The following is a 24,135-nucleotide window of genomic DNA, read 5'->3' as shown; positions in this document are numbered from 1 at the left end:
TGCGTTTAATTCTTTTTCATGTAAATACTTGGGGGGACTCCATAAAATTTTTTAAAGGTATCCGTAAAATATTTGGGGTCGGCAAAACCCATTTTGTCTGAAACCTCGGCTACCGTATAGCGCTGGCTTTTTAACATTAGGGCAGCTTCTTGCATTCTGATATTACGGATAAACTCAGCTGGAGCTATTCCCGTTAAAGCTTTAATCTTGTTGTAGAAGCTGGTACGGCTCATGTTAACTGAAGCGCACAGGGTATCTACATTGAAGTTCTTTCCTAATCCTTCTTTGACAAGTTCGGTCACTTTCTGAATAAACTCGTCGTCCAGGCTTGTGGGCAATTCCACGGCAGGAGCTTCTTCCGGTAATGCGGTTACGGCCGATTTAAAGCGGTCACGTAACGTCCTTCGGTTTTCTATAAGGGTATGAATGGTAGCTTTTAAAATATGTATATCAAAAGGTTTCACCAGATACTGGTCGGCTTTAATTTCCAGTCCTTCCAGAATATGTTCCTTGTCGCCGAGTGCGGTAAGAAGAATAATTGGAATATGGCTAGTTTCCATTTGTTCTTTCAGTATCTGGCACATTCTTTTGCCATCCATTATTGGCATCATGATATCAGACAGAATTAAGTCCGGTTGCTTTTCGTGGACAAAATCAAGGGCTTCTTGTCCATTGCCAACACCCTCTACACGATAGGTGTCTGAGAGGCTGTGCATAATGAACGATCTCAGAGATACATTATCTTCTACCACAAGAATGAAAGGAGCTTGTCCGTCTGTCTGTACATTGGTGAATTGTACATCTGTTATAATACTTTCCGTTGTCTTTTTTTCTATAGCCTGTGTCTTCTCCGTGGTGGCTTCTTTTTCTTCTTTTTTATACAGATAGTTTTTGCTTTTTATGGGGAAACTCAATACGAAAGTGGTTCCTACGTTTTCTGTACTGCTGAATGAGATTTTACCTTCATGATTTTCAATCAGGCGATAGGTCAGCAACATTCCGATGCCACATCCAGTGGTAGTCTGGTTGGCAGTGTTGTATCCTCTGAACAAATATTTGAAGAGTTTTTTCTGGTCTTCTTTGTTCATTCCAATGCCAGTATCAGAGATGGTGAGTGTCCAGTTGTTTTTGTTGTGTTCAGCTTTTAGCGATACACCCCCTCCTTGCGGGGTATATTTCAGGGCATTAGACAACAAGTTACGTAAGATGGAATCCATTTTACTTACATCAATCCATACATTCAGGCTATCAAACGTACTTTCGTAAGACAGTTTGATGTCTTTCTGGCGGGCAAAGCTTTCAAACTGAAGCAGGTAGTTGCTTAAGTAATGGTTTAATTCGTGCTCTGTCACGATGGTTTGTGAAGAGTATAGTTCTTCTTTCTGAAAGTTAATCAGGTTATTAGCCAGTTCTGCCAGGTTCTCGGTGCTTTGCATGGCTAGCTTAATATTCTTTTGTCCGTTTTCACTTAAGTTTTCCTTTTCCATGATTTCACTCAGAGGAGCCTTAATCATGGTCAACGGTGTACGGATATCGTGTGCGGCATGTGTAAAGAAATTGATTTTTTCTTCAGAAGTTTTCCGCTCACGTTTGATAATCTGGTAGCGCAGGAAAGTGTAGGCTGCTCCACTAATCAACAAAGCATATACCAGAAAGGCCCAGAAAGTCAGCCAGAAAGGGCGTTCTACCATAATCTGTATTTCTCTTTCTTCCAGTATCTGCTGGTTATCGAGCAGGATAGATCGCACTTTTAGAGTATAATTACCTGGCGATAAGTTAGTATAGCGTATGGTTCCGTTGCTGGTGGGAGGAGTCCATTGGTCGTAGAATCCTTCCAGTTTCCAACTATACAGAATACTTGATGGATTGTCGAAATTGATGGAAGACACGTCCATTGAGAATGTGTTCTGGTCGTATTTCAATTGAATGAAATTGGTTTCGTCCAGAGTTTTTGTCAAAGGAGAATTCTTTTCCATCGGGTATACAGGGTGGTACATGATATTCAGGTTAGAGAATACCATGTGACTAGAAAAGTTTGAAGGTAGTTCCAGGCTGTCGGGCAAGATAATAACTCCCTCGTTGCTTCCAAAAATCAGCTGACCGTTTCGGGTATGTATTCCGGCAGTCGGATTAAAGTTAGCTCCTTGTAAACCTTGTTCCCGGGTCCAGTTGGTAAAAGTCTGTTCTTTCAGATTATAGAAAGACAGTCCATTTTCTGTTCCTAAAAACAAATTACCGTTCTTGTCAGGAACAATACTATAGATATTATTGGTTTGCAAGCCGCTGTTATTGGCCATGCAGTGTGTGATTTCATTTGTTTGATTATCAATGACAAACAACCCGTTACCGTAGGTGCCGACATACGTTTTTTTCAAATCGGGAGTATTGTAGATTGCATTGATACAGCCAAAGTCTTCTTTTTCCATGTAAGGATACAGTTGCTGTTTCGGTTTATCGAATACATATAATCCTTGTATGGTTCCTACCCAGAAAGAATTTTCATTTCTTTCTAAAAGATACGTGATAGGGTAGGAGCTACTGTATTCCTGTTTTTCCTGCGTACGTGTATCAAAGTTTTTCAGGCTGTAGAATCCTCCACTCCAGATAACTTCATTTTTATCTTTTATCAGTCCGCGGATATATTTGTCCGGGGTTTCACGTGCCTGCGATTTTCCTTGCTGATGGAAAGTTGTAGTTCCGGCCTTCTTGTCTATGCGGAAGATGCCGGACATATAACCTCCGGCCAGGATAATTCCCGGTCTTATTTCGCATACGGACAAGAAGATATGATTCTCATATTGAGGAAGTTCCTTCTCTGTGCAATAGCTTTTCCACTTTTTTTCACTTATGTCATAACAGCTTATTCCGTTACAGGTGGCATACCATATATCTCCATCAGAGTCTTCCATGATGCCGTTAATACAGTCGTTTGACAAAGTGTTGCTGCTGTTCGGTGCATGTTTAAGCCATTGGTATTTAGGGTATTTTTCTGAATAGACGGTAATACCGATGGGATAAATCACGTTCCAGATACGGTTACTCTGGTCCATATAGATATCCTTGATGATACTTCCGTTCATCTTGTTGAAACTCTCATTGTCTTCTTTTAAGAAATGAGAAAGTTCCTTTTTTCTGACATCCAGTTTGTATACTCCGTCTCCATCGGTTGCAATGAACACTTCATCCAGGTTTTTCCGGTTGGGCGTGATGGTGTTAACTCCAATGTCTTTCAGGTGTTTTCCGATGTCTATTAATTCTCCACTATCTGGGGTATAGATAAACAATTTATCGAGCAGGGCATTGATGATAAGCTTGTTTGTAGGTTTATGATAATAAATGTAATCTATAATATTAATGGTAGAGATATTGATTCTCTGTACATTTGTCAGTTGACCTTTATTTAAGACTGCTGAATACAGAAACTGTTCAGTGGATATGAAATATTTATTTCCCTTTGCCTGTGTGATACAAGTTACTTTACCGGGGATTTTCTGACTTATTTTATGCGTCTTTTGAGTATCTCCATTATAAAGATATTGATATCCTTCTGTACAGAACCAGATATTCTTTTCATCGTCTAGATAGATGCAAGTTATCGGGCACTTTTGAGTTTCCGGGAACTGCTCATGTAAATCAAATACCAGTTGAAAGGAGTCTCTGGCTTCATTCAAGTTGAAAACCAGTCCGTCTTTCCCAATTTCCCATAACTTTTTTTCCTTGTCTGTTTTTAAAATATTCAGATTAGGGAAACAGTTGACAACCGTTCCGTCTTTAATCAGCGGATAATGTGCAAACTGCTTTCCGTTATAACGGTCAATTCCCTTGTGAGTAAGAATCCATATGTAATCGTGTTCTCCTTGTTGAATAGAGAGAACTCTTCGACTGCTAAGTCCGTCTGCGATACCGATATATTGAAATACTTGTGCCTCTGAACGTGTGTATATGACAGATAATAGAAGGAAAATGAGATAGATAAATTTCTGCATAATACTTTTGTTGGTAAGTGCAAATTTCGGAAAAAACAATCTCTTATCAAAATAATATGGGGTTTTATGTACGAACAGGAAATAAAAAAAGGCATGACCGAAAAGTCATGCCTTGAAATATTTACGATAAAGTATTTATGCATTATTTATCGCCACGGATAGCTGCGATACCCGGAAGGATTTTACCTTCGATAGCTTCGAGCAATGCACCACCACCAGTTGAGATATAAGATACCTGGTCAGCCATACCGAACTTGTTGATACAAGCTACAGAGTCACCACCACCGATCAATGAGAAAGCACCTTCTTTAGTAGCTTCAGCAATAGCTTCAGCGATTACCTTAGAACCACCAGCGAAGTTGTCCATTTCGAATACACCGGCAGGACCGTTCCACAGGATAGTCTTAGCACCCTTGATAGCAGCTTTGAATTCTTCGCGAGTCTTAGGACCTGCATCCAGACCTATCCATCCGTCAGGAATGTTCTTGTCTTCGCAAACCTGAGTATTTGCATCGTTAGCAAACTTGTCAGCAGCGATACAGTCGCAACCCAAAACCAAGTTTACACCTTTAGCTTTAGCCTTAGCCATGATTTCCAAAGCCAGATCCAGTTTGTCATCTTCTACCAATGAGTTACCGATCTTACCACCCTGAGCTTTAGCGAAAGTAAATGCCATACCACCGCAAAGAATCAAGTTGTCTACTTTGTCCATCAAGTTTTCGATGATACCGATCTTAGTAGAAACTTTTGACCCCCCCATGATAGCAGTGAACGGACGTTTGATGTCTTTCAATACGTTGTCAACAGCCTGTACTTCTTTTTCCATCAGGTAGCCCAACATCTTGTGGTCTGCATCGAAGTAGTCAGCGATAACAGCTGTAGAAGCGTGTTTACGGTGAGCAGTACCGAATGCGTCCATTACGTAGCAGTCAGCGTAAGAAGCCAAAGTCTTAGCGAATTCTTTCTGAGAAGCCTTCATAGCTTTCTTAGCGTCTTCGTAAGCAGGATCTTCTTTTTCAATGCCTACAGGCTTACCTTCTTCTTCCGGATAGAAACGGAGGTTTTCAAGCAGCAATACTTCACCCGGTTTCAAAGCAGCAGCAGCATCCTGAGCTTTAGCACAGTCAGGAGCAAACTGAACCGGAGTACCCAGAGCAGCAGCTACAGCGTCTACAATCTGGCTCAAAGAATATTTAGCGTTTACTTTGCCTTTGGGTTTACCCATGTGTGACATGATAATCAAAGCACCACCGTCTGCCAAGATTTTTTTCAAAGTAGGCAGTGCACCACGGATACGAGTATCGTCTGTAATTTTACCTTCTTCGTTCAAAGGTACATTGAAGTCCACACGAACGATTGCCTTTTTGCCGGCAAAGTTGAATTTGTCAATAGTCATCATAATCTCTAATATTTTTTGTTTAAAGTGTTTCTGTTGTTACAGACATCCCTTCGAGAGGATGCACCGCAAAGGTAAGAAAAAAAATAAAAAAGAAAGAATGAGGTATAGATTTTTACATACTTAATAGAGTGTTTTGAAGGTCGTTAAAAAACGCCTTTGCATTTGGTTTGAAACGCAAGTACGTTTCAATGCAAACGCAAAGGCGTTTTATCTTAAAGCACTTGCGTTTTGATTCAAACGTCAAAGCGTTTTGTCTTAAACACAAGTGTATTTTGAGTTGAATTTAGATTCGTGTTGAATATCAATAGGTTAATCTTCTGTAGGAGCGGCGTGTTCTGCTTCGAAAAGTAATGAATCTCCCTGCGTGATAAGAATGGAATCGCTGTCACAGTAGTGAGGGAAATAGTCATTACAATCCCATGAACGGTCCAGCTTTTCTTTAGGACTTGGGAATTTCTTGGCATAAAGTGCGGCAAGCTCCGGATTGGCCAATACTTTTTCCATGAAATATCCGAATACGGGCAGTGCGGTGCGACTGCCTTGCCCTAGTTCGCCTGTGCGGAAATGAATGCTGCGGTACTCTCCGCCTACCCAGGCTCCTCCTACCAGGTTGGGACTGATACCCACAAACCAGGCATCGGAGTGATTGGAAGAGGTACCGGTCTTCCCGCCGAACTCCGTACCTTTATCAAAGATGCGGAAACGCCAGAGCGCTTGTGAAGTTCCTTTCGGGCAAGTCAGTCCACCTCTTAACATCTGTTGCATAAGGTAGGCACTGGCGTAAGGAATGGCCTGGGTTGTTTCGGCCTCTTTCTGGTAGATAACTTTTCCATCCTTATTTTCTACACGGGTAATCAGTATGGGCTGAATGGCTTCTCCATCGTTCACTACGGTGCCGTAGGCAGAAACCAGCTCCAATAGCGATACGTCAGAAGCTCCCAGGCTGAGGGCCGGTGTTTCTTCCAGCTTGGTCTGGATGCCCATGCGGTGTGCAGTAGTGGCTATCTGGTGAATACCTACTTCATGGGCTATGTTGGCAGCAATGGTGTTGACCGATTGGGCAAACGCCATTTTCAGAGACATGGTATCGAGAGTGGCACCTCCATTGGCATTGTGAGGCATCCAGAGTTTCTTTTCTCCATTTTCTTCCACTTCCCAGGGGATGTTTTCATCCACACGCAGGTCGCAGGGAGATAATCCCTGATTCATGGCTTCAGTATAGACAAAGAGTTTGAAGGTAGAGCCGGGCTGACGCTTGGACAACACCTTATCGTATTTCCAAGATTGGAAATTGATGTCGCCTACCCATGCCTTTACTTCTCCCGTATGCGGAGCGATGGCTACAAATCCGCAGTGCATGAAGCGTTCCATGTAGCGGATAGAGTCCATGGTGCTGAACAGGGTATCTTTTTGTCCGAGGTCATAGTCGAAGACTTTGCAACGATGAGGCTGGTTCAGGTAGTAGGTGATGGAATCAGTCTGGTTGCCGTATTTATGGGACAGATACTGGTAGGCCGGTGTCTTTTCGGCCAGCTCTTCGATGAAGCGAGGAATTTCCTCCCCATTCCGGTCCCGCCACGGAGCCTGCGTGCCCCAATGCGCATCAAACCGTTTCTGTACTTCGCGCATCTGACGGCTGACAGCTTCTTCGGCATATTGCTGCATCCGGCTGTCGAGTGTGGTATAAATTTTCAGTCCGTCGCCATAGAGGTCTGTATTATTTTCCTTGCACCATTCCTTCAGTTCATTGGCTATGGCTTCGCGGAAATAGAGTGCCGGACCAGTGTAATAATTCTCCTGCTTGAATTTCAGAATGGTGGGAAGTTTCCGGATGGAGTCCAGCTGATACTTGTTCAGCACATGGTGTTCATAAAGCTTTCCCAATACCACATTCCGTCGTGAAAGACTGTTCTTCGGGTTGATTTTAGGATTATAATAAGTAGTAGCCTTCAGCAGACCGATAAGTGTGGCAGCCTGTTCTACGGTAATTTTATCGGGAGTTGTATTAAAATAGGTATGACAGGCCGTCTTGATGCCGAATGCGTTGCTTCCGAAGTCTACCGTGTTGAAATACATGGTCAGAATCTCTTCTTTGCTGTACAGCATTTCAATCTTGACCGCTGTAACCCATTCCTTGGCCTTCATAATCAGCAGTTTTACTCCGGGAATATGTCCTAAGAGTCCGGTAGAGTATTGTGAACGTACCTTGAACAGGTTTTTGACCAGCTGCTGGGTGATGGTACTGGCTCCGCGTGCCGTTCCGTGAGCTACGTAGTCTTTGGCGGCAGCAAATACTCCTTCAAAGTCGATACCGAAATGCTTGTAAAAGCGTTCGTCCTCCGTACAGACCAGCGTCTTGACCAGTATCGGAGAAATATCCTTGTATTCCACCGGTGTACGGTTTTCTGAGTAGAATTTTCCAATCAGTTTTCCGTCGGCACTGTAAATTTCGGAGGCGATGTGCTGTATAGGCTCTTTGATGTTGAACATGCTCGGTGATTTTCCGAACAGCCACAAGAAATTGAGGTCAATCATGACCAGTAAGACGATGAGCATGCCAATGCCGGTGAGGATTCCCATTCCGGTACGCCCGTACCATGGCAATTTACGGAAAGTATGTACATACCAGCTTATGCACTGTTTCCCGAATTTGGTTATCCGGCTCAGAAGCTGTTGAAAAAGTCGGATAAGAAATGATGCTGCTTTTTTCATATCTCGTTGTTTAACCATGCGTCAATCAACTTTCGCGCAATACTTAGTTTCTTGGGGATTTCCGGCAGGTGGTCGCGGTGGTAGAATGCTCCGGCACTCAGTTCTTCATCTTGTAATTTGATGGTTCCACTTTCATATTCCGCATAGTATCCCACCATGATACCGCTTGGATAAGGCCAGGGCTGGCTCCCGAAATACTTCAGGTTTTTGATACGGATACCAGTTTCTTCCATTACTTCGCGGTGTACGCACTCTTCCAGTGTTTCGCCAGGTTCCAAAAAGCCGGCTACCAGTCCTTTGAAACTGCCCCGGAAGTTGCGTGCGTGTACCAGTAATACACTATCCCCTTTCTTTATTAAAACGATAACAGCAGGAGAAATGCGCGGATAGATTTCCTGTCCGCAGTGAGGGCATCGTTTGGTGATGGGGCCCGTCTGTGTGGTAGGGGTGCCGCAAGCCGGACAAAAGCGGCTGTTCTTGTCCCATGTCAGTATTTGAGAGGCTTTCCCGGCACATTGGTATTCTTCCAGTGGCAGTACATCGTACGAAGCACGCAGGTCTGTCGGAATAAATGAGGTGTTCTGTCCTGTTAGTGCTTCCAGCGGAAGGGCACATGCTTTTGCCGGATGGCCCAGAATTTCCCCGACGGTATGTATGGGCGTATCAGCAGGAAGCTGTACGGGAGGTTCCACGGAATATGGGATGTGGAACCTGTCTCCGTCTTTAACCAGAAGGAGCTGCTGTTTGGGGCAGAAAATAAACCAGCCGCACAGCTCCTTTTCATCTTGTTTCATTGTTATCTGTCAATTTAGTTGTTCAATCCTTTCATGGTGAGCTGAATACGTTTCCGTTCGTGGTCAATGCTCATGACTTTGACCCGTACATGCTGGTGGATGCGTACCACGTCGGCCGGATTGCTGACAAAACGGTCGGCCAGTTGCGACACGTGCACCAGTCCGTTTTCCTTGATACCGATGTCGACAAAGCAGCCAAAGTTGGTGATGTTGGTCACGATGCCGGGCAGTTCCATCCCTTCCTGCAGGTCGTCCAGGGTACGTACGTTCTTGTCAAACTCAAATACCTGTATTTTTTGGCGAGGGTCTCTTCCGGGTTTATCCAGTTCCTGCAGAATATCCGTCAGGGTGGGTAAACCTATCGTATCGGTCACGTATTTCTTCAAATCGATTTTACTGCGGAGCTCTTTGTCCTTAATCAAGTCGGCTACCGTGCAGTTCAGGTCTTTAGCCATCTGTTCCACAATCGGGTAGCTTTCCGGATGAACCGCAGAATTGTCCAGCGGATTCTTGGCTTGCGGAATGCGGAGGAATCCGGCACACTGTTCGTAGGCTTTGGCCCCCATTCTCGGCACCTTCAATAACTGGCGACGTGACTCAAACGGACCGTTTTCAGTACGGTAGTCCACGATATTCTGTGCCAGTGTAGGACCTAATCCGGAAACGTAGGTCAGCAGGTGCTTGCTTGCGGTGTTGACATTCACGCCCACCAGGTTGACACAACTTTCTACGGTCTGGTCGAGTGAAGCCTTCAGCTTGGTCTGGTCCACGTCGTGCTGGTATTGTCCCACACCGATGGATTTGGCGTCAATCTTCACCAGTTCAGCCAGTGGGTCCATCAGTCTTCTGCCGATAGATACGGCACCACGTACCGTTACGTCATAATCCGGAAACTCTTCGCGGGCAGTTTTAGAGGCTGAGTAAATAGACGCTCCATCTTCGCTGACGACGAAAACCTGTACTTCACGGTCGTAGCGCTGGCTGGTTACAAACTGCTCTGTTTCACGGCTGGCCGTGCCGTTTCCGATAGCAATAGCCTCGATTTTATATTGTTCCACTAACTTTACAACCTTTCGGGCTGCCTGTGCATATTCAGATTTGGGCGGGTGGGGGTAAATGGCCTCGTTATGCAGAAGGGTACCTTGTGCATCCAGGCAGACCACTTTGCATCCCGTACGGAATCCAGGGTCGATACCCATCACCCGTTTCTGCCCCAAAGGAGGGGCCAGCAACAACTGACGGAGGTTTTCTGCGAATACCCGAATGGCTTCTTCATCAGCCTTCTCCTTGCTGAGTGCGGCAAACTCGGTTTCAATGGCAGGTTTCAGCAAGCGCTTGTAGGCATCGGTGAGGGCCTCTTCCACTTGGTGTGCACATGCATTGTTTGCCCGAACGAACAGCCGTTGAAGGCGTTCGTTGCACATATCTTCATCTTCCGGGAAAATGGTTACTTTCAATACTCCTTCTGATTCTCCCCGGCGAAGGGCCAGCAGGCGGTGGGAAGAACATTTCTTCAAGGGCTCACAGAAATCAAAATAGTCGCGGTACTTGGCCGAAGCTTCTTCTGTTTCTTTTCCTTTGACCACTTTTGACTGAATGATAGCTTGGCGCTGGAACTGGTTACGCATTAGGTTGCGCGACCGCTCGTCTTCGCTGATTTGTTCAGCCAGAATATCGCGTGCTCCTTTCAGTGCATCTTCCTCGTCTTTGACTTCTCCTTTGACGAAGTTCCGTACCTTGGCGGCAAGGTTGTTTTCTTTTTGCATCATGAGCAAGAGGGCCAGTGGTTCCAGTCCTTTGGCACGTGCAGTCTCAGCTCGGGTTTTTCGTTTGGGCTTGAAGGGAAGGTAAATGTCTTCCAGTTCAGTCGCATTCCAGCAGGCAGAAATACGGGATTTCAGCTCTGGAGTCAGTTTCCCTTGCTCCTCGATGGTGGAAAGTACGGTTTCCTTTCGTTTGGACAATTCACACAGTTTCTCATACCGTGTCTGAATGTCGCCTATCTGCACTTCATCCAGTCCGCCGGTAGCTTCTTTACGGTAACGACTGATGAAAGGAATGGTAGCTCCTCCCTGGAGCAGTTTGAGTGTATTGGCTATGCGATGTGCCGGCAGTTTCAGTTCAGCGGCAATCATCTGGCTGAATTCTTCCATTGATAGGGGCTTTATATTATTTGGTTGCAAAAGTAGTGAAAAAATGGCATAAAAAAGCGGTTGGGAAATCTTTCGTATTTGGGTATTTTAGGAAGTATTCTGCGGGAATGTCGGCAACTTCTCGTATCTTTGCAAAAACTTATATAAAAGTCTGCAAAAATGATGACTAGACGATTTTATTTTCTAATCAGCCTGATCACACTACTCGGCATGGGCCAAGGGCATTTGAAAGCCTCGAATAATGAGGAAACCATCACATTGAAATTTGTAGAGACGAGCGACGTACACGGATGCTACTTTCCCTATGATTTTATACAGAACAAGCAGATGAGAGGAAGTCTGGCCCGCGTTTCTTCGTATGTGAAGGAAGAGCGTGAGGTGTATGGCGATAATCTTATTTTAATGGACAACGGTGATATTCTGCAGGGACAGCCTGTGGCTTATTACTACAATTATATGGATACTGCTTCCGTACATGTATGTGCCGCTATGCTGAACTATATGCGCTATGATGTGGGCAATATGGGCAATCATGATGTGGAGACAGGACATGCGGTGTACGACCGTTGGGTAGGACAGTGTGACTTTCCTATACTTGGGGCCAATATCGTGGATGTGAAAACAGGAAAGCCCTATTTGAAACCTTATGAAGTATTGGAACGGAACGGAGTGAAGGTGGTAGTGTTAGGAATGATTACGCCGGCAGTACCATCCTGGTTGCCTGAGCAGTTATGGGCCGGACTTCGTTTTGAAGATATGGAAGCATGTGCAGCGAAATGGGTGAAGGAAATTCGTGAAAAAGAACAACCGGATATTTTGATTGGACTGTTTCATTCAGGAATGGATGGAAAGAAACTGGACAATGTGGTAGAAAACGGATCGAAAGGTGTGGCTGCCAATGTGCCAGGGTTCGACGTCATTTTTATGGGACACGATCATACCCGCTGGAATGAAAGAGTGACCAATACATCGGGCGATTCTGTGTTGGTAATTGATCCGGCCAATACGGCAAAAGTAGTATCGGAAGTGACCGTAACAGTGAAGAAACAGAATGGAAAGATTGTATCGAAGCAGGTAGATGGAAAGCTGGTGAGCATGGATGACTATGCCGTGGATAAGGATTTCATGCATACTTTCCAGAAACAGTATGAGGCGACGCAGGCTTTTGTGTCCCGGAAAATCGGACGGATTGAGCATACGATTTCTTCTAAGGATGCGTTCTTTGGCCCGTCAGCCTTTATTGATTTGATTCATCAGTTGCAACTGGATATTACCGGAGCAGATATTTCTTTCTGTGCGCCTTTGTCGGCTTATGCCGAGATTAAAGAAGGAGACATTCGTATGAGCGATATGTTCAACTTATATAAGTTTGAGAACATGCTTTACACGATGGTGTTGACTGGAAAGGAAGTAAAGGATTTTCTGGAAATGTCGTATGACCTTTGGGTGAACCAGATGACTTCGCCCGATGACCACCTGCTGTTGCTGAACGAAAAAGACAACGGTTTCGGTCGTTTCCGTAATCCCAGCTTCAATTTTGATTCTGCGGCGGGTATCATCTATACGGTGGATGTGACCAAACCATACGGAAAGAGAATTACGATCGAACGGATGGCCGACGGCAAGCCGTTCGAGATGGACAAGCAATATCGGGTAGCCGTCAATTCCTATCGTGGAAATGGAGGAGGAGACTTGCTGACTAAGGGAGCAGGTATTCCCAAAGCAGAACTGGCAAAGCGTATTGTCTTTTCAACGGATAAGGATTTACGCTATTACCTGATGAAACGGATTGAGGAGGTTAAAGTACTAAATCCGGCTCCGCTGAACCAGTGGAAGTTCATTCCTGAAGAATGGACTGTACCAGCTGCAAAGCGTGATTATGAACTTTTGTTTGGAAACAAAGATAACGAATAAAATACGTAGGAAGACGGAAAATGTGTAAAGGGTTCCGCAAACATATACGAGTATGGGCATTGTGTCTGGCCACCTTGTTTGCCGCATATTATGCCACGACTGCCCTGTTTACCCACGTGCATGTGGTAAACGGGGTGATGCTTGTGCACTCGCATCCCTTCTCGCATTCTCACTCTCATAGTGACGGGCAGACATTAGCGTTGCATTTTCTGTCGACTTTTTCTTCATTGGAGCCTGGGCATACGGAAGTAAAGACTCCCGATTTGCCCCTGCTCTATTCATTACCTTATATAAAGAATACATTTCATGCCGTATGTTGTTGTACGGAAGGGATGTACCTTCGTGCTCCTCCTGTACTATCGTTCTTATTGGGAATTTGAAGAACATAGTATTAATTTTTTAGGAGCAAATAATGAAAAAATATATCAATTTACTGATGGGAGTGGTATGCGCTCTTGTCAGCTGTACTATTGCATACGCTGATGGTCCCGTAAAAGAAGGAAATGCCATTGTGGGACACGTAATTGAGAAAGGTTCGGAAGCAGGATTGCCTTATGCGACCGTGTTGTTGGTGGAAACAGGAGAAGGTACGGTGACGGATGCCGGAGGATATTTCCGTTTTAAAAAGTTGTCGGCAGGAGAATATACCTTGAAGGTGCAGATAATGGGATATACCACTCAGGTAAAGAAGGTGACGGTGAGTAAAGACTTTGTGGTCGACATGCATTTTGTTATGGAGGAAGAAAGTATCATGACGGATGAGGTAGTAGTATCGGCCAACCGGAATGAAACCAGCCGTAAAGTAGCGCCTGTGGTGGTGAATGTGATGAGCAACAAGTTGTTTGAAATTGTCAATTCCACCGATTTGGCCAAATCGCTGAACTATCAGTCGGGATTGCGTGTGGAAAACAATTGCCAGAACTGCGGTTTCCCTCAGGTACGTATCAATGGATTGGAGGGACCTTATTCACAAATTCTGATTAACAGTCGTCCGGTGATGAGTGCATTGTCGGGCGTGTATGGACTGGAGCAGATTCCAACTAATATGATTGAGCGTGTGGAAGTGGTTCGCGGAGGTGGTTCTGCTTTATTTGGAGCCAATGCCGTGGGGGGTACCATTAACATCATTACCAAAGACCCCGTTCGTAATTCATTTCAGGTGGCTTCTACCATGTCGAACTTGAACGGAAAGGTATGGGAACAGTATATGGGAGCCAATGCCTCACTGGTTTCGTCCGACAATTCGTATGGCATCGCGCTGTATCAGTCTTATCGCAACCGTAATCCGTATGATGCGGATGGGGACGGATTCTCTGAGTTGGGTAAACTGAATATGAATACATTCGGATTGCGGGCATATTACCGTCCGACACAGTTCAGCCGTATCAGTTTGGAATATCATACTACCAACGAGTTCCGTCGCGGAGGAAACAAGTTTGACTTGCAGCCTCACGAAACAGACATTACGGAACAGACCAAGCACATCATTAACAGCGGGGGACTGACGTATGATGTTTTCTTCAATGAGTACAAGCACAAGCTTTCTGTATATGCTTCGGCACAGCACACCGACCGTAACAGCTATTACGGGGCAGACAAGGCAGAGAATGCATACGGAAAAACCAAAGACTTGACTGCTGTAGGTGGTGCTATGTATGTAGGAAACATGGACAACTGTCTCTTTTCTCCGGCTACCTTTACCGGTGGACTGGAGTACCAGTATAACTCCTTGCATGATGTGATGACGGGTTACGGACGTGACTTGAGACAGGATGTGAAGATTGCCAGCGGATTTGTGCAGAATGAATGGAAACTGGATTATTTCACGATATTGGCTGGGTTCCGCTTGGATAAACACAATTTGGTGGATAATGTGATTTTCAGTCCGCGTATCAATACTCTCTGGAAACCTTCTGATAAATTCCAGGGACGTCTGACCTGGTCGACGGGTTTCCGTGCACCTCAGGCATACGATGAGGACTTGCATGTGGCGGCTGTAGGAGGTGAGGCAATGGAAGTACGACTGGCAGGAGGACTGAAACCGGAACGTTCTAATAGTTTCAGTGGTTCTGTAGACTGGAGTTTTAATTTCGGACATTTCCAGTCGAACTTGCTGATTGAAGGTTTCTATACGGCGTTGAACGATGTATTCTATCTGGAAAGTTTAGGAAAGGACCCTGTATCGGGCACATTGGTGCAGGAACGCAGAAACGGAAACGGTGCACGAGTGTATGGAGCCAATATTGACTACAAGATTGCCCATGGAAAGGAAGCACAGTTGCAGTTAGGTTTTACGGTACAGCGCAGCCGTTATACGGAAGCGGTGAGATGGAGCGAAGATGAAGATGTAGCAGCTATCAAGCGCATGCCGCGTACTCCGGATTACTATGGATACTTTACGTTCAGTTCGGCCCCGTTGAAGAACTTTGACTTTTCTCTTTCCGGCGTATATACGGGACGCATGATTGTTCCTCACTTTGCCGGATACATTGAGAAGGACCGCCTGGAACATACCCCTGACTTTATGGATTTCAACTTGAAGCTGAATTACACCTTTGTGCTGAATGACCATTTGAAGTTACAGGTAAACGGAGGTGTGCAGAATATCTTTAATGCCTTCCAGAAGGATTTGGATAAAGGTATGAATCGTGACTCCAAGTATTTCTATGGCCCAACACAGCCGCGTACATACTTTATTGGAATAAAGTTCTTTAATTAATTGATGATAAATATTTGGATGGCGGTGTCTCTTGGTGAAGGCACCGCTTTTTTATGTGTTGTTCAAAGTATTTTCATGTAAAGTCAGTACTTTCCTTGCAGTATTGTAGTACTTCCCTGAAAGTACTGGAGTATTTCCTTTGCAGTACTGTAGTACTTTCGTGGAAGTACTGGTTTTATGAAAGAGTGATGTATTGAAATGCTTTTTAGACTGCGGATTGTGTGGAAACAAGACATTTCGTTATTTTTGTGGGAAAATAAAAGAACGTATGAAAAGAGCAGCATTGATTTTTGCATTGGGGCTGTCACTTGGAAGCAGTACCTTTGCGCAGACTTTTGAAGATTATTTTGTAGACAAGACGCTTCGTCTGGATTATATATTTATGGGAAATGCGGACAAGCAGGACATTTGTCTGGATGAATTGTCGGTTCTTCCGCAGTGGGCAGGAAGACGCCATCATTTGTCGGAACTTCCGTTGGAAGGAAATGGAGAGATAACCATGAAGGATAAGGCTACCGGGAAGGTTATCTACCGCACTTCTTTCTCCAGCTTGTTTCAGGAATGGACTGGAGAACAGGAAGCCAAGGTGGTGAAACGTGGATTTGAAAATGCTTTTTTGGTGCCTTATCCCAAGCAGCCGGCAGAAATTACCGTCGTTTTGCGGAATGCCTCGCGCGAAGTGAATGCTACGCTGGTACATGAGGTTAATCCTTCCGATATTCTGATTCATCAAAGAGGGGAGGGAGAGTTGACACCGCATCGCTATTTGTGGCAAGGAGGTTCTTCGGATAAATGCATTGACGTGGCCATTATGGCAGAAGGTTATGCAGCTAATGAATCGGATTTGTTTTACAAAGATGCGGCGGTGGCGTGTGAAGCCTTGTTTGCGCATGAACCGTTTAAGAAACTGAAGGACCGCTTCAATATTGTGGCTGTATTTAGTGAGTCAAAAGACAGTGGGGTAAGTATTCCCCGAAAGGATGAATGGAAAAAAACAGCCGTAAGTTCGCATTTTGATACGTTTTATTCCGACCGTTATCTGACCACGCGTAGCGTGAAAGCCATTCATAACTGGCTGGCAGGTATTCCATACGAGCATATCATTATCCTTGCCAATACGGATACCTACGGAGGAGGAGGTATTTACAACTCCTACACATTGACTACGGCACATCACTCTATGTTCAGACCAGTTGTGGTACATGAGTTTGGGCATAGTTTTGGAGGGCTGGCCGATGAATATGCGTATGATGAGGCTCCCAGTCCGTTGTATCCTTATGACATAGAGCCTTGGGAACCGAATATTACGACTTTGGTTCATTTTGAAGATAAATGGAAGGATATGCTGGAACCGGGAACTCCTGTGCCAACAAAACCTCAGACTGATGAAAAACTGATTTACACAAAAGTCGGGGTATACGAAGGGGCTGGTTACACTAAAAAAGGAATTTATCGCCCGACTACGGAATGCCGGATGAGAATCAATGAGGCACCTGTGTTCTGTCCCGTATGCCAGCGCTCCTTGGAACGGACGATTCGTTTTTATACAGAGTAATAATTTCTAAATCTATTGGTTATGCTTCAATTTACACCACTTCAAACCACAGACAAAGACTATTCTTTTGTAGAAAACTTGTTGCATGAGTCTTTCCCTGAAGCGGAGCGGAGGGATGATGTAGGACAACGAGATAATGTGGATAACTGCGCAGACTTTACCTGCTACTTGATTTCAGATGATGAACTTCTGGTTGGACTTATTACAGTGTGGAAGTTTGCCGGCTTTTCTTATGTGGAGCATCTGGCTACTTCTCCATCTGTGCGCAATAAAGGATATGGACGGAAAATCATGGAAGTCCTTCAGCAGCAATTCCCGGGAGTCATTATTCTGGAAGTGGAGAAACCGGTGGACGAATGGAGTCGCCGGCGTATTGGTTTTTATCAGCGGTGCGGATTCAGTTTATGCGAAAAAGAGTATGTACAGCCTTCGTACCGCAAGGGAGGAGAAACACTTCCTATGTTCCTGATGTATGCAGGAACAGAAACGATAGACAAAGAATTTGAATCTATACGGAATGAAATTTACCGTAGGGTATATGGAGTAGAATCTGTATAATATACAAAAAACGCGGAAACTGATGTCTCAAACTAATCAAGTTTCCGCGTTTTTTATGGGAGGATTATTGCCAGCCTCCTCCTAAGGCCTTGTATAAATTAACCATCGTAATCTGTTTGTCACGTACTGCATTGCTCAATCCAATTTGGGCATCCAGGTAACCTCGCTGTGCATCCAGCAAATCCATGTAACCAATTACTCCGTTGATATATTGCAGCTGAGCCAAATCAAGTGTGATTTTCGAAGACTGCTCCAGTCGCAAGCGGGTTTCATAGATTTCTTTCACCTTGTTATACTCTGCTATGGCATTGTAAGCATCTTTGAAAGCGTTCAGTACCACTTTCTCGTATGCGTAGGCAGCTTGTTCACAGGCAGCTTTCTTTGCTTTCAGCATGGCCCGGTTTTTTCCCATGGCGAAAATGGGCTGAAGAATAGTTCCCGCCAATAAGTAATGAGGCAATTTGAACAGATGAGAAAGTTCGTCGTTTTCTGAACCATGGCTGGCTGTCAGTGTCAGTTTAGGGAACATATTGGTATAAGCAATTCCTACAGCTGCATTGGCAGCAATGACGGCCTGTTCTGCCTGACGTACATCCGGCCGACGCTCCAGCAAGGAAGAGGGGAGTCCCACGGGTAAGGAAGCTGCATGAATTACATCTTCAGGCAGGACTGTTCTTTTTATGTCGTGGGGATATTCTCCAGCTAAGAAGGCTATTTCATTTTGTTTCAATGTAATTTTCTTTTCCAGATCGGGAACCAAAGTGGCTGTTCTTGCCAATTCCACCTGTGCCTGGCGGAAGGCTGTTTCTGAAGTCAGTCCTCCTTCATAGCGGATACGTGCGAGGTGCAGACTTTCCCGGCGGGCATCTACTGTCTTTTTCACGATAGACAGCTCATTGTCGAGAGCCACCAGTTCAAAGTAGGATTGTGCCACTTGTGCCACCAGACTCATTTTCAAGGCCCGCTGATTCTCAATGGAGCCCATAAACTCGGCCATACTTTTGTCTTTGGCCCAGCGAAGGTTTCCCCACAGGTCGATTTCCCATGTAACTCCCAGTTTTATATCATACTGGTCGTCTGATTTATAGTGTCCGCCTCCGTGGTCTTCGCCTTCTTGTTCTGCATAGAACTTAAGTCCGACTTGAGGGAAGAGGTTTGCATAATCAATACGTTTCATGGCAGCCAGTTCCTTGACTTTTGCTGCTGCAATCAGCATATCCTTGTTGTTGTCCAAGGTCTTTTGGATGAGTTGCTGAAGGATCGTGTCCGTATAAAGCTGTTCCCAGGGATAGTCACCAATAGATACGGTATCTACGCTTGTGCTGTCGAGGGTAGAGGGCAAATCTATCTGAGGACGGGTGTATTGTTTCCCGATTTTGCAGCCTCCCATCAGGAGGGCTGCTACGGGAATCACCAAAATTTTATATAGTTGATTTTTCAGTTTCATAAGCTACATCTGTAAGGTTTACTGTTTCGCTTTAATTTTGTGGGTAGCTTTGTAAATCATTACAAAGAAGAACGGCACGAGCAGGATACCTACGGTAACAGCTACTATCATTCCGAAGAATACACCGGTACCGATGGCTTGTCGGCTGGCTGACCCCGGACCTGAGGCAATCACCATTGGAAGCATACCCAGGATGAAGGCCAGTGAGGTCATCAAGATGGGGCGGAAACGCAGGCTGGCTGCATGAAGAGCAGATTCTACGATATCACGTCCTTTATCGACTTCGTCTTTGGCGAATTCCACAATCAAAATGGCGTTCTTCGCGGCAAGACCGATAAGCATTACCAGACCAATCTGAAAATAGGTGTCATTTTCCAAACCGCAGAGGGTAATACCCGCATACGCTCCTAAAACGGCTACCGGAAGTGAAATCAATACGGCGATAGGCACTGTCCAGCTTTCATAAAGGGCTGCCAGGAACAGGAAGACGAACAGGAATACCAGCGCCAGGATGAGTCCGGTTTGTCCGCCGGCTTTCTTTTCCTGATAGGACAGACCGCTCCATTCAACACCGATATTGTCGGGTAATTTTTCGCGTGCAATCTGTTCCAGCGTTTCCATTACCTGACCGGAACTTGCTCCATTGGCTGTGGTTCCTCGGATAACGGCTGTATTAAACATGTTAAAGCGTCTGATACTTCCCGGTCCGGTTGTATAATCAGTAGTTCCAAGGGCTGTCAGCGGAATCATGTCACCATCAGATCCTCTTACAAAGAACAGACCGATATTGTCGCGTTGCTGACGATACGGAGCTTCTGCCTGAATGTATACACGGTAGATACGGTTGAACATGTTAAAGTCATTCACGTAAACAGAGCCGGTGTAAGCTTTCATGGTAGAGAATACATCTGCCATCGGAACACCTGCTAACTTAACCTTATCACGGTCTACATCGAAATACAACTGAGGAATTTCTGCCTGAAGTGATGAAGACAATCCTGCAATTTCTTTCCGTTGTGAAGCGTAATACATCAGCGTATCCGTAGCTCTTACCAAATCGTCATACGTTGCATCGCCACGGGCTTCCAGCTGCATTTCAAAACCACCGGCAGTACCAAGTCCGGGAATTACCGGAGGAGTAGAAAGATACACTTTACTTTCCGGGTATTTTTCCAGCTCTTTCTGTATGCGGTCCATTACTTCGTTAATGGTCGTGTTGTCACGTTCCTTCCATTCTTTCAGGATGACGGTCAACTGGCTTCTGGCCTGGCTGGTACCTACACGCGGACTGCTACCTGTTACATTCTGTACGTATTCCACTGCCGGGTCTTTCATGATGAAGTCAATAGCTCTGTCAGTTATGATACGTGTTCTTTCCAAAGTGGCTGTTTCCGGAAGTTCCAGTTCCACGGTGAAATATCCCTGGTCTTCTATCGGAAGGAAGCTGGTCGGAACAAGGCGATGGAATACATAGATGAAAACCAATACCATTCCAAAGCCTGCCATTATACGGCGCGGGTGTTTGACAACATGCTTGATATAAATAATGTATTTATTGTTTCCGATAGCCAACCATTCATTAATTAGTCTGAACACCTTGTTCTTGGGTTTATTCGGATCTACTGGTTTCAGGATGAGTGAACACATTACCGGACTCAAGGTCAGCGCTACAACCGTAGACAGAAGCACAGATACTACGATGGTAATAGTAAACTGGCGATAAAGCTGTCCGGTGATACCTGACAAGAAACTTACAGGAACAAATACCGCTGCCAATACGAGTGAGGTAGCAATAATAGCGCCTACCAGACCTTCCATGGCTTTCTTGGTGGCTTCGTATGGACTGAGTTTCTCTTCTTCCATAATGCGTTCCACATTTTCCACTACTACGATGGCGTCGTCCACTACAATACCAATGGCCAGTACCAGTCCTAACAAGGTCAGCATGTTCAGTGAGAAGCCGAATATCAGCATGAATCCGAAGGTACCAATCAAAGAGATAGGAACTGCTACGACCGGAATCAGTGTAGCACGCCAGCTCTGCAGTGAAAGGAATACCACGATGATTACCAGCACCAATGCTTCAAACAAAGTCTTGTATACCTCATGAATAGATTGTGAGATATAAGTGGTCATATCGAACGGGAAGTTGTATTCCATACCTTCCGGGAAACTTTTGCTGATTTCCTTCATGGCCTCTTTGACGTTCTGTGCCACTTCCATGGCGTTGGCTCCAGGAAGCATGTAGATTCCAAGAATGGCTGCATTTCCTCCGTTGATACCACTTTCTGTGCTATAGGAAGAAGCTTCCAGTGATACTCTTGCCACATCGCGCAGACGTACAAGTGAACCGTCGGGGTTAGCGCGCAATACAATTTCCTCAAACTGAGAGGCCGATGACAAACGCCCCTGTGCAGTGATAGGTACGGTAATATCTACTCCGCTTACAGGTTGCTGTCCGAGTACACCGGCAGCTGATTCACGGTTCTGGTCTTTCAATGCGTTCTGAAGGTCTTGTACCGTCAATCCGAAGTTAGCCAGTTTAGCTGGGTCGGCCCATATCTGCATGGCGTAGTAACGGCTTCCGATGTTGGAGATACGTCCTACTCCCGGGATACGGCGAAGCAAGTCCTGTACGTTTAATGTGGCAAAGTTACTTAAATAAATTTCGTCGAATTTGGGGGCGTCCGAAGTCAAACACAGCGTCATCAGCTGACTGGGTGCCTGTTTTTCTACGGAGATACCATTCTGAATCACTTCCGCCGGCAGACGAGATTCCGCCAGTTTGATACGGTTCTGGATTTCTACCGCCGCTAAGTCGGGGTCGGCAGAAATATCGAAAGTAACAGTGGCAGAGAATCCTCCTGAGTTGGAACTGCTGGATTCCATGTAAAGCATACCCGGTGTTCCGTTCAATTCCTGTTCGATAGGAGTAGCTACAGCCTGCGATACCGTTACGGCACTGGCTCCCGGATAGGAGGCACTGATTTTTACCACAGGCGGAGTAATTTGCGGGTATTGGTCGATAGGCAGCATCATCAAACCGATGATACCTACAATCACGATTAATATAGAGATGACAGCCGAGAATACGGGCCTGTCAATAAAAAAGCTGACTTTCATGCGTAAATTTGTTTAGGGGTGAGTTATTCTTCCTCTTTTTTCGCTTCGCTCTGTAATTTGGCCGGATCTTGTACGCGGACTTTCATTCCCGGAGCCAGTTTATGGAATCCTTCGTAGACAATCATTTCGCCGGCCGACAATCCGCGTTCTACTACTACATCGTTCTCGAATTCAGGGCCTAACTCAATGAATCGTCTTTCCACGGTAGAGTCTTTTCGCATGACAAAGATATGAGCTCCTCCTTTTTCAATGATAAGAGCCTTCTGGGGAACTACTGTGGCATTTTCACGTACGTCGAGCAACACTTTAACCTTGGTGAATTGTCCCGGCAGCAATACGTGGTCTGGGTTAGCCAGTTCGGCACGTACGGAGAATGTTCCAGTTTTAGGGTTTACCTGAGGAGCTGCAAAGTCTACCAGACCTTTGTGCTCGTATATAGAATTATCAGGCAATGTAATGGTTACGGTAGGCTGCCAGGAGCGGGTAGAGTCTTTCTGACCGAATGTCACGTTTCGCTCCTTGCTTTTTAAGTAGTCCAGGGCTGTCATGCTGAAATCCACCAGAATGGTATCACTTTTTACGATAGTAGCCAGCAGCGATTTTCCATTGCTGCCTACCAGTGTTCCCAAGTCGACGTGACGTTCACTGATTTCTCCTGAAATCGGCGAGCGGACAATCGTGTAGCCTAATTCCTGTTCAGCCTGTTCCAAGTCGGCCTGGCTCATACCTACGCTGGCTACAGCTGTTTCGTAAGCAGCCACCGCATTGTCCAAGTCCAGCTGGCTGGCTGCATTTTGTTCATACAGCGGGCGGATACGTTCCAGGTCACGTTTCGCTTTTTGCGCCTGTGCCTGATCTTTTTTCAGCTGAGCACGTACTTTGTCAGCCTTGGCACGATATTGGTCTTGATTGATGACAAACAATACTTGATTACGTTTGACTGAGGTTCCTTCCTCGAATAGCATTTGTTCCAGAAAACCTTCTACACGTGCACGTACTTCCACGAATTGCTGGGCACGGATACGGCCTACATATTCACCGAAAATTTGTACATTTTGTTGGCTAGCTGGCATAACTGACACAATCGGCGTTTCAGCTACGGGTTTCTTCTCTCGAGTAAAAATAAAGTAAAGGGATAAAATGACTGCGATGCCGATAACCATGTAAATCATTTCCTTTCTTTTTACCTTAAATTCTTTCCTAGTCAAAAAGCGTTTCATAAGTTCAATTTTTTTATAGTTTTAGATGCCATTATCTTTAAAATGGCGGACAAGATTCGTGCCAAAGATACAAAAATGTTTTATAAGCTGAAAATCAGATAGATTTAACCTTGATTTAATAAAGATGTATTGGGGAATTTTACAAGTTGTTGTAGAAAAAATCCACAATCGGACTGTAGTCATCGTTCTCTCCACAAATGTTTGAGGGTCCAGATGGGGTGATACCATATCATTCGAGGACCAGCAAAACGCATGACTTCTTTTATTTTTTGTCTCATCTTGGGGTGGTAACAGTGCACGGTACACTGGCGACACGTTTTCTTTCGTTCTCCAAACGGACAGTGCTCCAGTCTTTGATGTGCATATTTGAGCAACTCGCTGCATGCAGAACATAAGGTCTGATTTTTCTCCTTATGCCGGCAATAAAAATGAATCATTTGTGCTATGGTCTGTTTTTCTTCTTCTATCCGTGAAAGTTTATTCATATTTTATATAGAACTTCAGTTTACAAAGGTACGAATAGAATTGATATTTTTCGTAACTTTGCGCTCAAAA

Annotated in this window: 14 protein-coding genes; 5 read left to right on the top strand and 9 right to left on the bottom strand. The window is 45.0% G+C overall.

The features are described 5' to 3' along the window. Positions 1 to 5: 5 nt before the first annotated feature. The 5 genes from WKT20_RS06975 to WKT20_RS06955 all read right to left on the bottom strand — a co-directional run bounded on the left by WKT20_RS06975 (position 6) and on the right by WKT20_RS06955 (position 11,044). Complete coding sequence (locus tag WKT20_RS06975; protein ID WP_340417084.1) at positions 6 to 3,986, bottom strand: response regulator; 3,981 nt, start codon at positions 3,984 to 3,986, stop codon at positions 6 to 8. Between the two features lie 142 nt (positions 3,987 to 4,128). Beyond that, complete coding sequence (locus WKT20_RS06970; RefSeq protein WP_117700683.1) at positions 4,129 to 5,385, bottom strand: phosphoglycerate kinase; 1,257 nt, start codon at positions 5,383 to 5,385, stop codon at positions 4,129 to 4,131. Positions 5,386 to 5,694: 309 nt separating this feature from the next. Continuing rightward, entirely contained in the window at positions 5,695 to 8,097 is a 2,403-nt protein-coding gene (locus WKT20_RS06965) for a transglycosylase domain-containing protein (RefSeq protein WP_340417083.1), read from the bottom strand. Then, positions 8,094 to 8,891, bottom strand: a complete 798-nt coding sequence (gene nudC, locus WKT20_RS06960; RefSeq protein WP_117672413.1) for an NAD(+) diphosphatase — start codon at positions 8,889 to 8,891, stop codon at positions 8,094 to 8,096. The genes WKT20_RS06965 and nudC overlap by 4 nt, the downstream gene beginning before the upstream one ends. A 14-nt stretch (positions 8,892 to 8,905) precedes the next feature. Then, a complete protein-coding gene (locus WKT20_RS06955; protein ID WP_340417082.1) occupies positions 8,906 to 11,044 on the bottom strand; it encodes a Tex family protein in 2,139 nt (712 codons plus the stop codon). Positions 11,045 to 11,254: 210 nt separating this feature from the next. Here WKT20_RS06955 and WKT20_RS06950 point away from each other — a divergent pair, with 210 nt between their 5' ends. From WKT20_RS06950 to WKT20_RS06930, 5 genes are all read left to right on the top strand, one after another. Next, positions 11,255 to 12,958, top strand: a complete 1,704-nt coding sequence (locus tag WKT20_RS06950) for a bifunctional metallophosphatase/5'-nucleotidase (protein WP_182416929.1) — start codon at positions 11,255 to 11,257, stop codon at positions 12,956 to 12,958. 20 nt (positions 12,959 to 12,978) lie between these two features. Further along, positions 12,979 to 13,338: a hypothetical protein gene (locus tag WKT20_RS06945; protein WP_131200993.1), complete on the top strand. Its 360-nt coding sequence runs from the start codon at positions 12,979 to 12,981 to the stop codon at positions 13,336 to 13,338. A 32-nt stretch (positions 13,339 to 13,370) separates the two neighbouring features. Next, positions 13,371 to 15,677, top strand: coding sequence for a TonB-dependent receptor (locus WKT20_RS06940; RefSeq protein ID WP_340417081.1), 2,307 nt, complete (start codon positions 13,371 to 13,373; stop codon positions 15,675 to 15,677). A 268-nt stretch (positions 15,678 to 15,945) separates the two neighbouring features. Continuing rightward, complete coding sequence (locus tag WKT20_RS06935) at positions 15,946 to 17,232, top strand: M64 family metallopeptidase (protein ID WP_340417080.1); 1,287 nt, start codon at positions 15,946 to 15,948, stop codon at positions 17,230 to 17,232. Between the two features lie 21 nt (positions 17,233 to 17,253). Further along, a complete protein-coding gene (locus WKT20_RS06930; RefSeq protein WP_117700676.1) occupies positions 17,254 to 17,790 on the top strand; it encodes a GNAT family N-acetyltransferase in 537 nt (178 codons plus the stop codon). Positions 17,791 to 17,854: 64 nt separating this feature from the next. On the opposite strand, the gene WKT20_RS06925 is transcribed toward WKT20_RS06930, so the two are convergent. The 4 genes from WKT20_RS06925 to WKT20_RS06910 form a co-directional block, all read right to left on the bottom strand. Next, positions 17,855 to 19,237 carry an efflux transporter outer membrane subunit gene (locus WKT20_RS06925; RefSeq protein ID WP_117700675.1) on the bottom strand — a complete coding sequence of 461 codons (1,383 nt, stop codon included), beginning with the start codon at positions 19,235 to 19,237 and terminating at the stop codon, positions 17,855 to 17,857. 18 nt (positions 19,238 to 19,255) lie between these two features. Continuing rightward, a complete protein-coding gene (locus WKT20_RS06920; protein ID WP_340417079.1) occupies positions 19,256 to 22,360 on the bottom strand; it encodes an efflux RND transporter permease subunit in 3,105 nt (1,034 codons plus the stop codon). 23 nt (positions 22,361 to 22,383) lie between these two features. Continuing rightward, positions 22,384 to 23,580: an efflux RND transporter periplasmic adaptor subunit gene (locus tag WKT20_RS06915; protein WP_177298795.1), complete on the bottom strand. Its 1,197-nt coding sequence runs from the start codon at positions 23,578 to 23,580 to the stop codon at positions 22,384 to 22,386. A gap of 179 nt (positions 23,581 to 23,759) precedes the next feature. Continuing rightward, positions 23,760 to 24,065 (bottom strand): nitrous oxide-stimulated promoter family protein, encoded by a 306-nt coding sequence (locus tag WKT20_RS06910; RefSeq protein WP_040313230.1) that lies wholly within the window; start codon positions 24,063 to 24,065, stop codon positions 23,760 to 23,762. Positions 24,066 to 24,135 lie beyond the last annotated feature (70 nt).

This window comes from Phocaeicola sp. ICN-14070, from assembly GCF_037892625.1.
In the GTDB taxonomy this organism is placed as follows: domain Bacteria; phylum Bacteroidota; class Bacteroidia; order Bacteroidales; family Bacteroidaceae; genus Phocaeicola; species Phocaeicola plebeius.
The sequence above is the reverse complement of the archived record's forward strand: the minus strand, read 5'-3'. Positions and strand labels throughout refer to the sequence as shown.

Excerpts from the sequence above, each read along its gene's own strand:
- WKT20_RS06950 (WP_182416929.1), top strand. The coding sequence starts at position 11,255 with ATGGGCCAAGGGCATTTGAAAGCCTCGAATAATGAGGAAACCATCACA.
- WKT20_RS06915 (WP_177298795.1), bottom strand. The coding sequence starts at position 23,580 with ATGAAACGCTTTTTGACTAGGAAAGAATTTAAGGTAAAAAGAAAGGAA.
- WKT20_RS06935 (WP_340417080.1), top strand. The coding sequence starts at position 15,946 with ATGAAAAGAGCAGCATTGATTTTTGCATTGGGGCTGTCACTTGGAAGC.
- WKT20_RS06955 (WP_340417082.1), bottom strand. The coding sequence starts at position 11,044 with ATGGAAGAATTCAGCCAGATGATTGCCGCTGAACTGAAACTGCCGGCA.
- WKT20_RS06910 (WP_040313230.1), bottom strand. The coding sequence starts at position 24,065 with ATGAATAAACTTTCACGGATAGAAGAAGAAAAACAGACCATAGCACAA.
- WKT20_RS06925 (WP_117700675.1), bottom strand. The coding sequence starts at position 19,237 with ATGAAACTGAAAAATCAACTATATAAAATTTTGGTGATTCCCGTAGCA.
- WKT20_RS06970 (WP_117700683.1), bottom strand. The coding sequence starts at position 5,385 with ATGATGACTATTGACAAATTCAACTTTGCCGGCAAAAAGGCAATCGTT.
- nudC (WP_117672413.1), bottom strand. The coding sequence starts at position 8,891 with ATGAAACAAGATGAAAAGGAGCTGTGCGGCTGGTTTATTTTCTGCCCC.
- WKT20_RS06930 (WP_117700676.1), top strand. The coding sequence starts at position 17,254 with ATGCTTCAATTTACACCACTTCAAACCACAGACAAAGACTATTCTTTT.
- WKT20_RS06920 (WP_340417079.1), bottom strand. The coding sequence starts at position 22,360 with ATGAAAGTCAGCTTTTTTATTGACAGGCCCGTATTCTCGGCTGTCATC.
- WKT20_RS06965 (WP_340417083.1), bottom strand. The coding sequence starts at position 8,097 with ATGAAAAAAGCAGCATCATTTCTTATCCGACTTTTTCAACAGCTTCTG.
- WKT20_RS06940 (WP_340417081.1), top strand. The coding sequence starts at position 13,371 with ATGAAAAAATATATCAATTTACTGATGGGAGTGGTATGCGCTCTTGTC.
- WKT20_RS06975 (WP_340417084.1), bottom strand. The coding sequence starts at position 3,986 with ATGCAGAAATTTATCTATCTCATTTTCCTTCTATTATCTGTCATATAC.
- WKT20_RS06945 (WP_131200993.1), top strand. The coding sequence starts at position 12,979 with ATGTGTAAAGGGTTCCGCAAACATATACGAGTATGGGCATTGTGTCTG.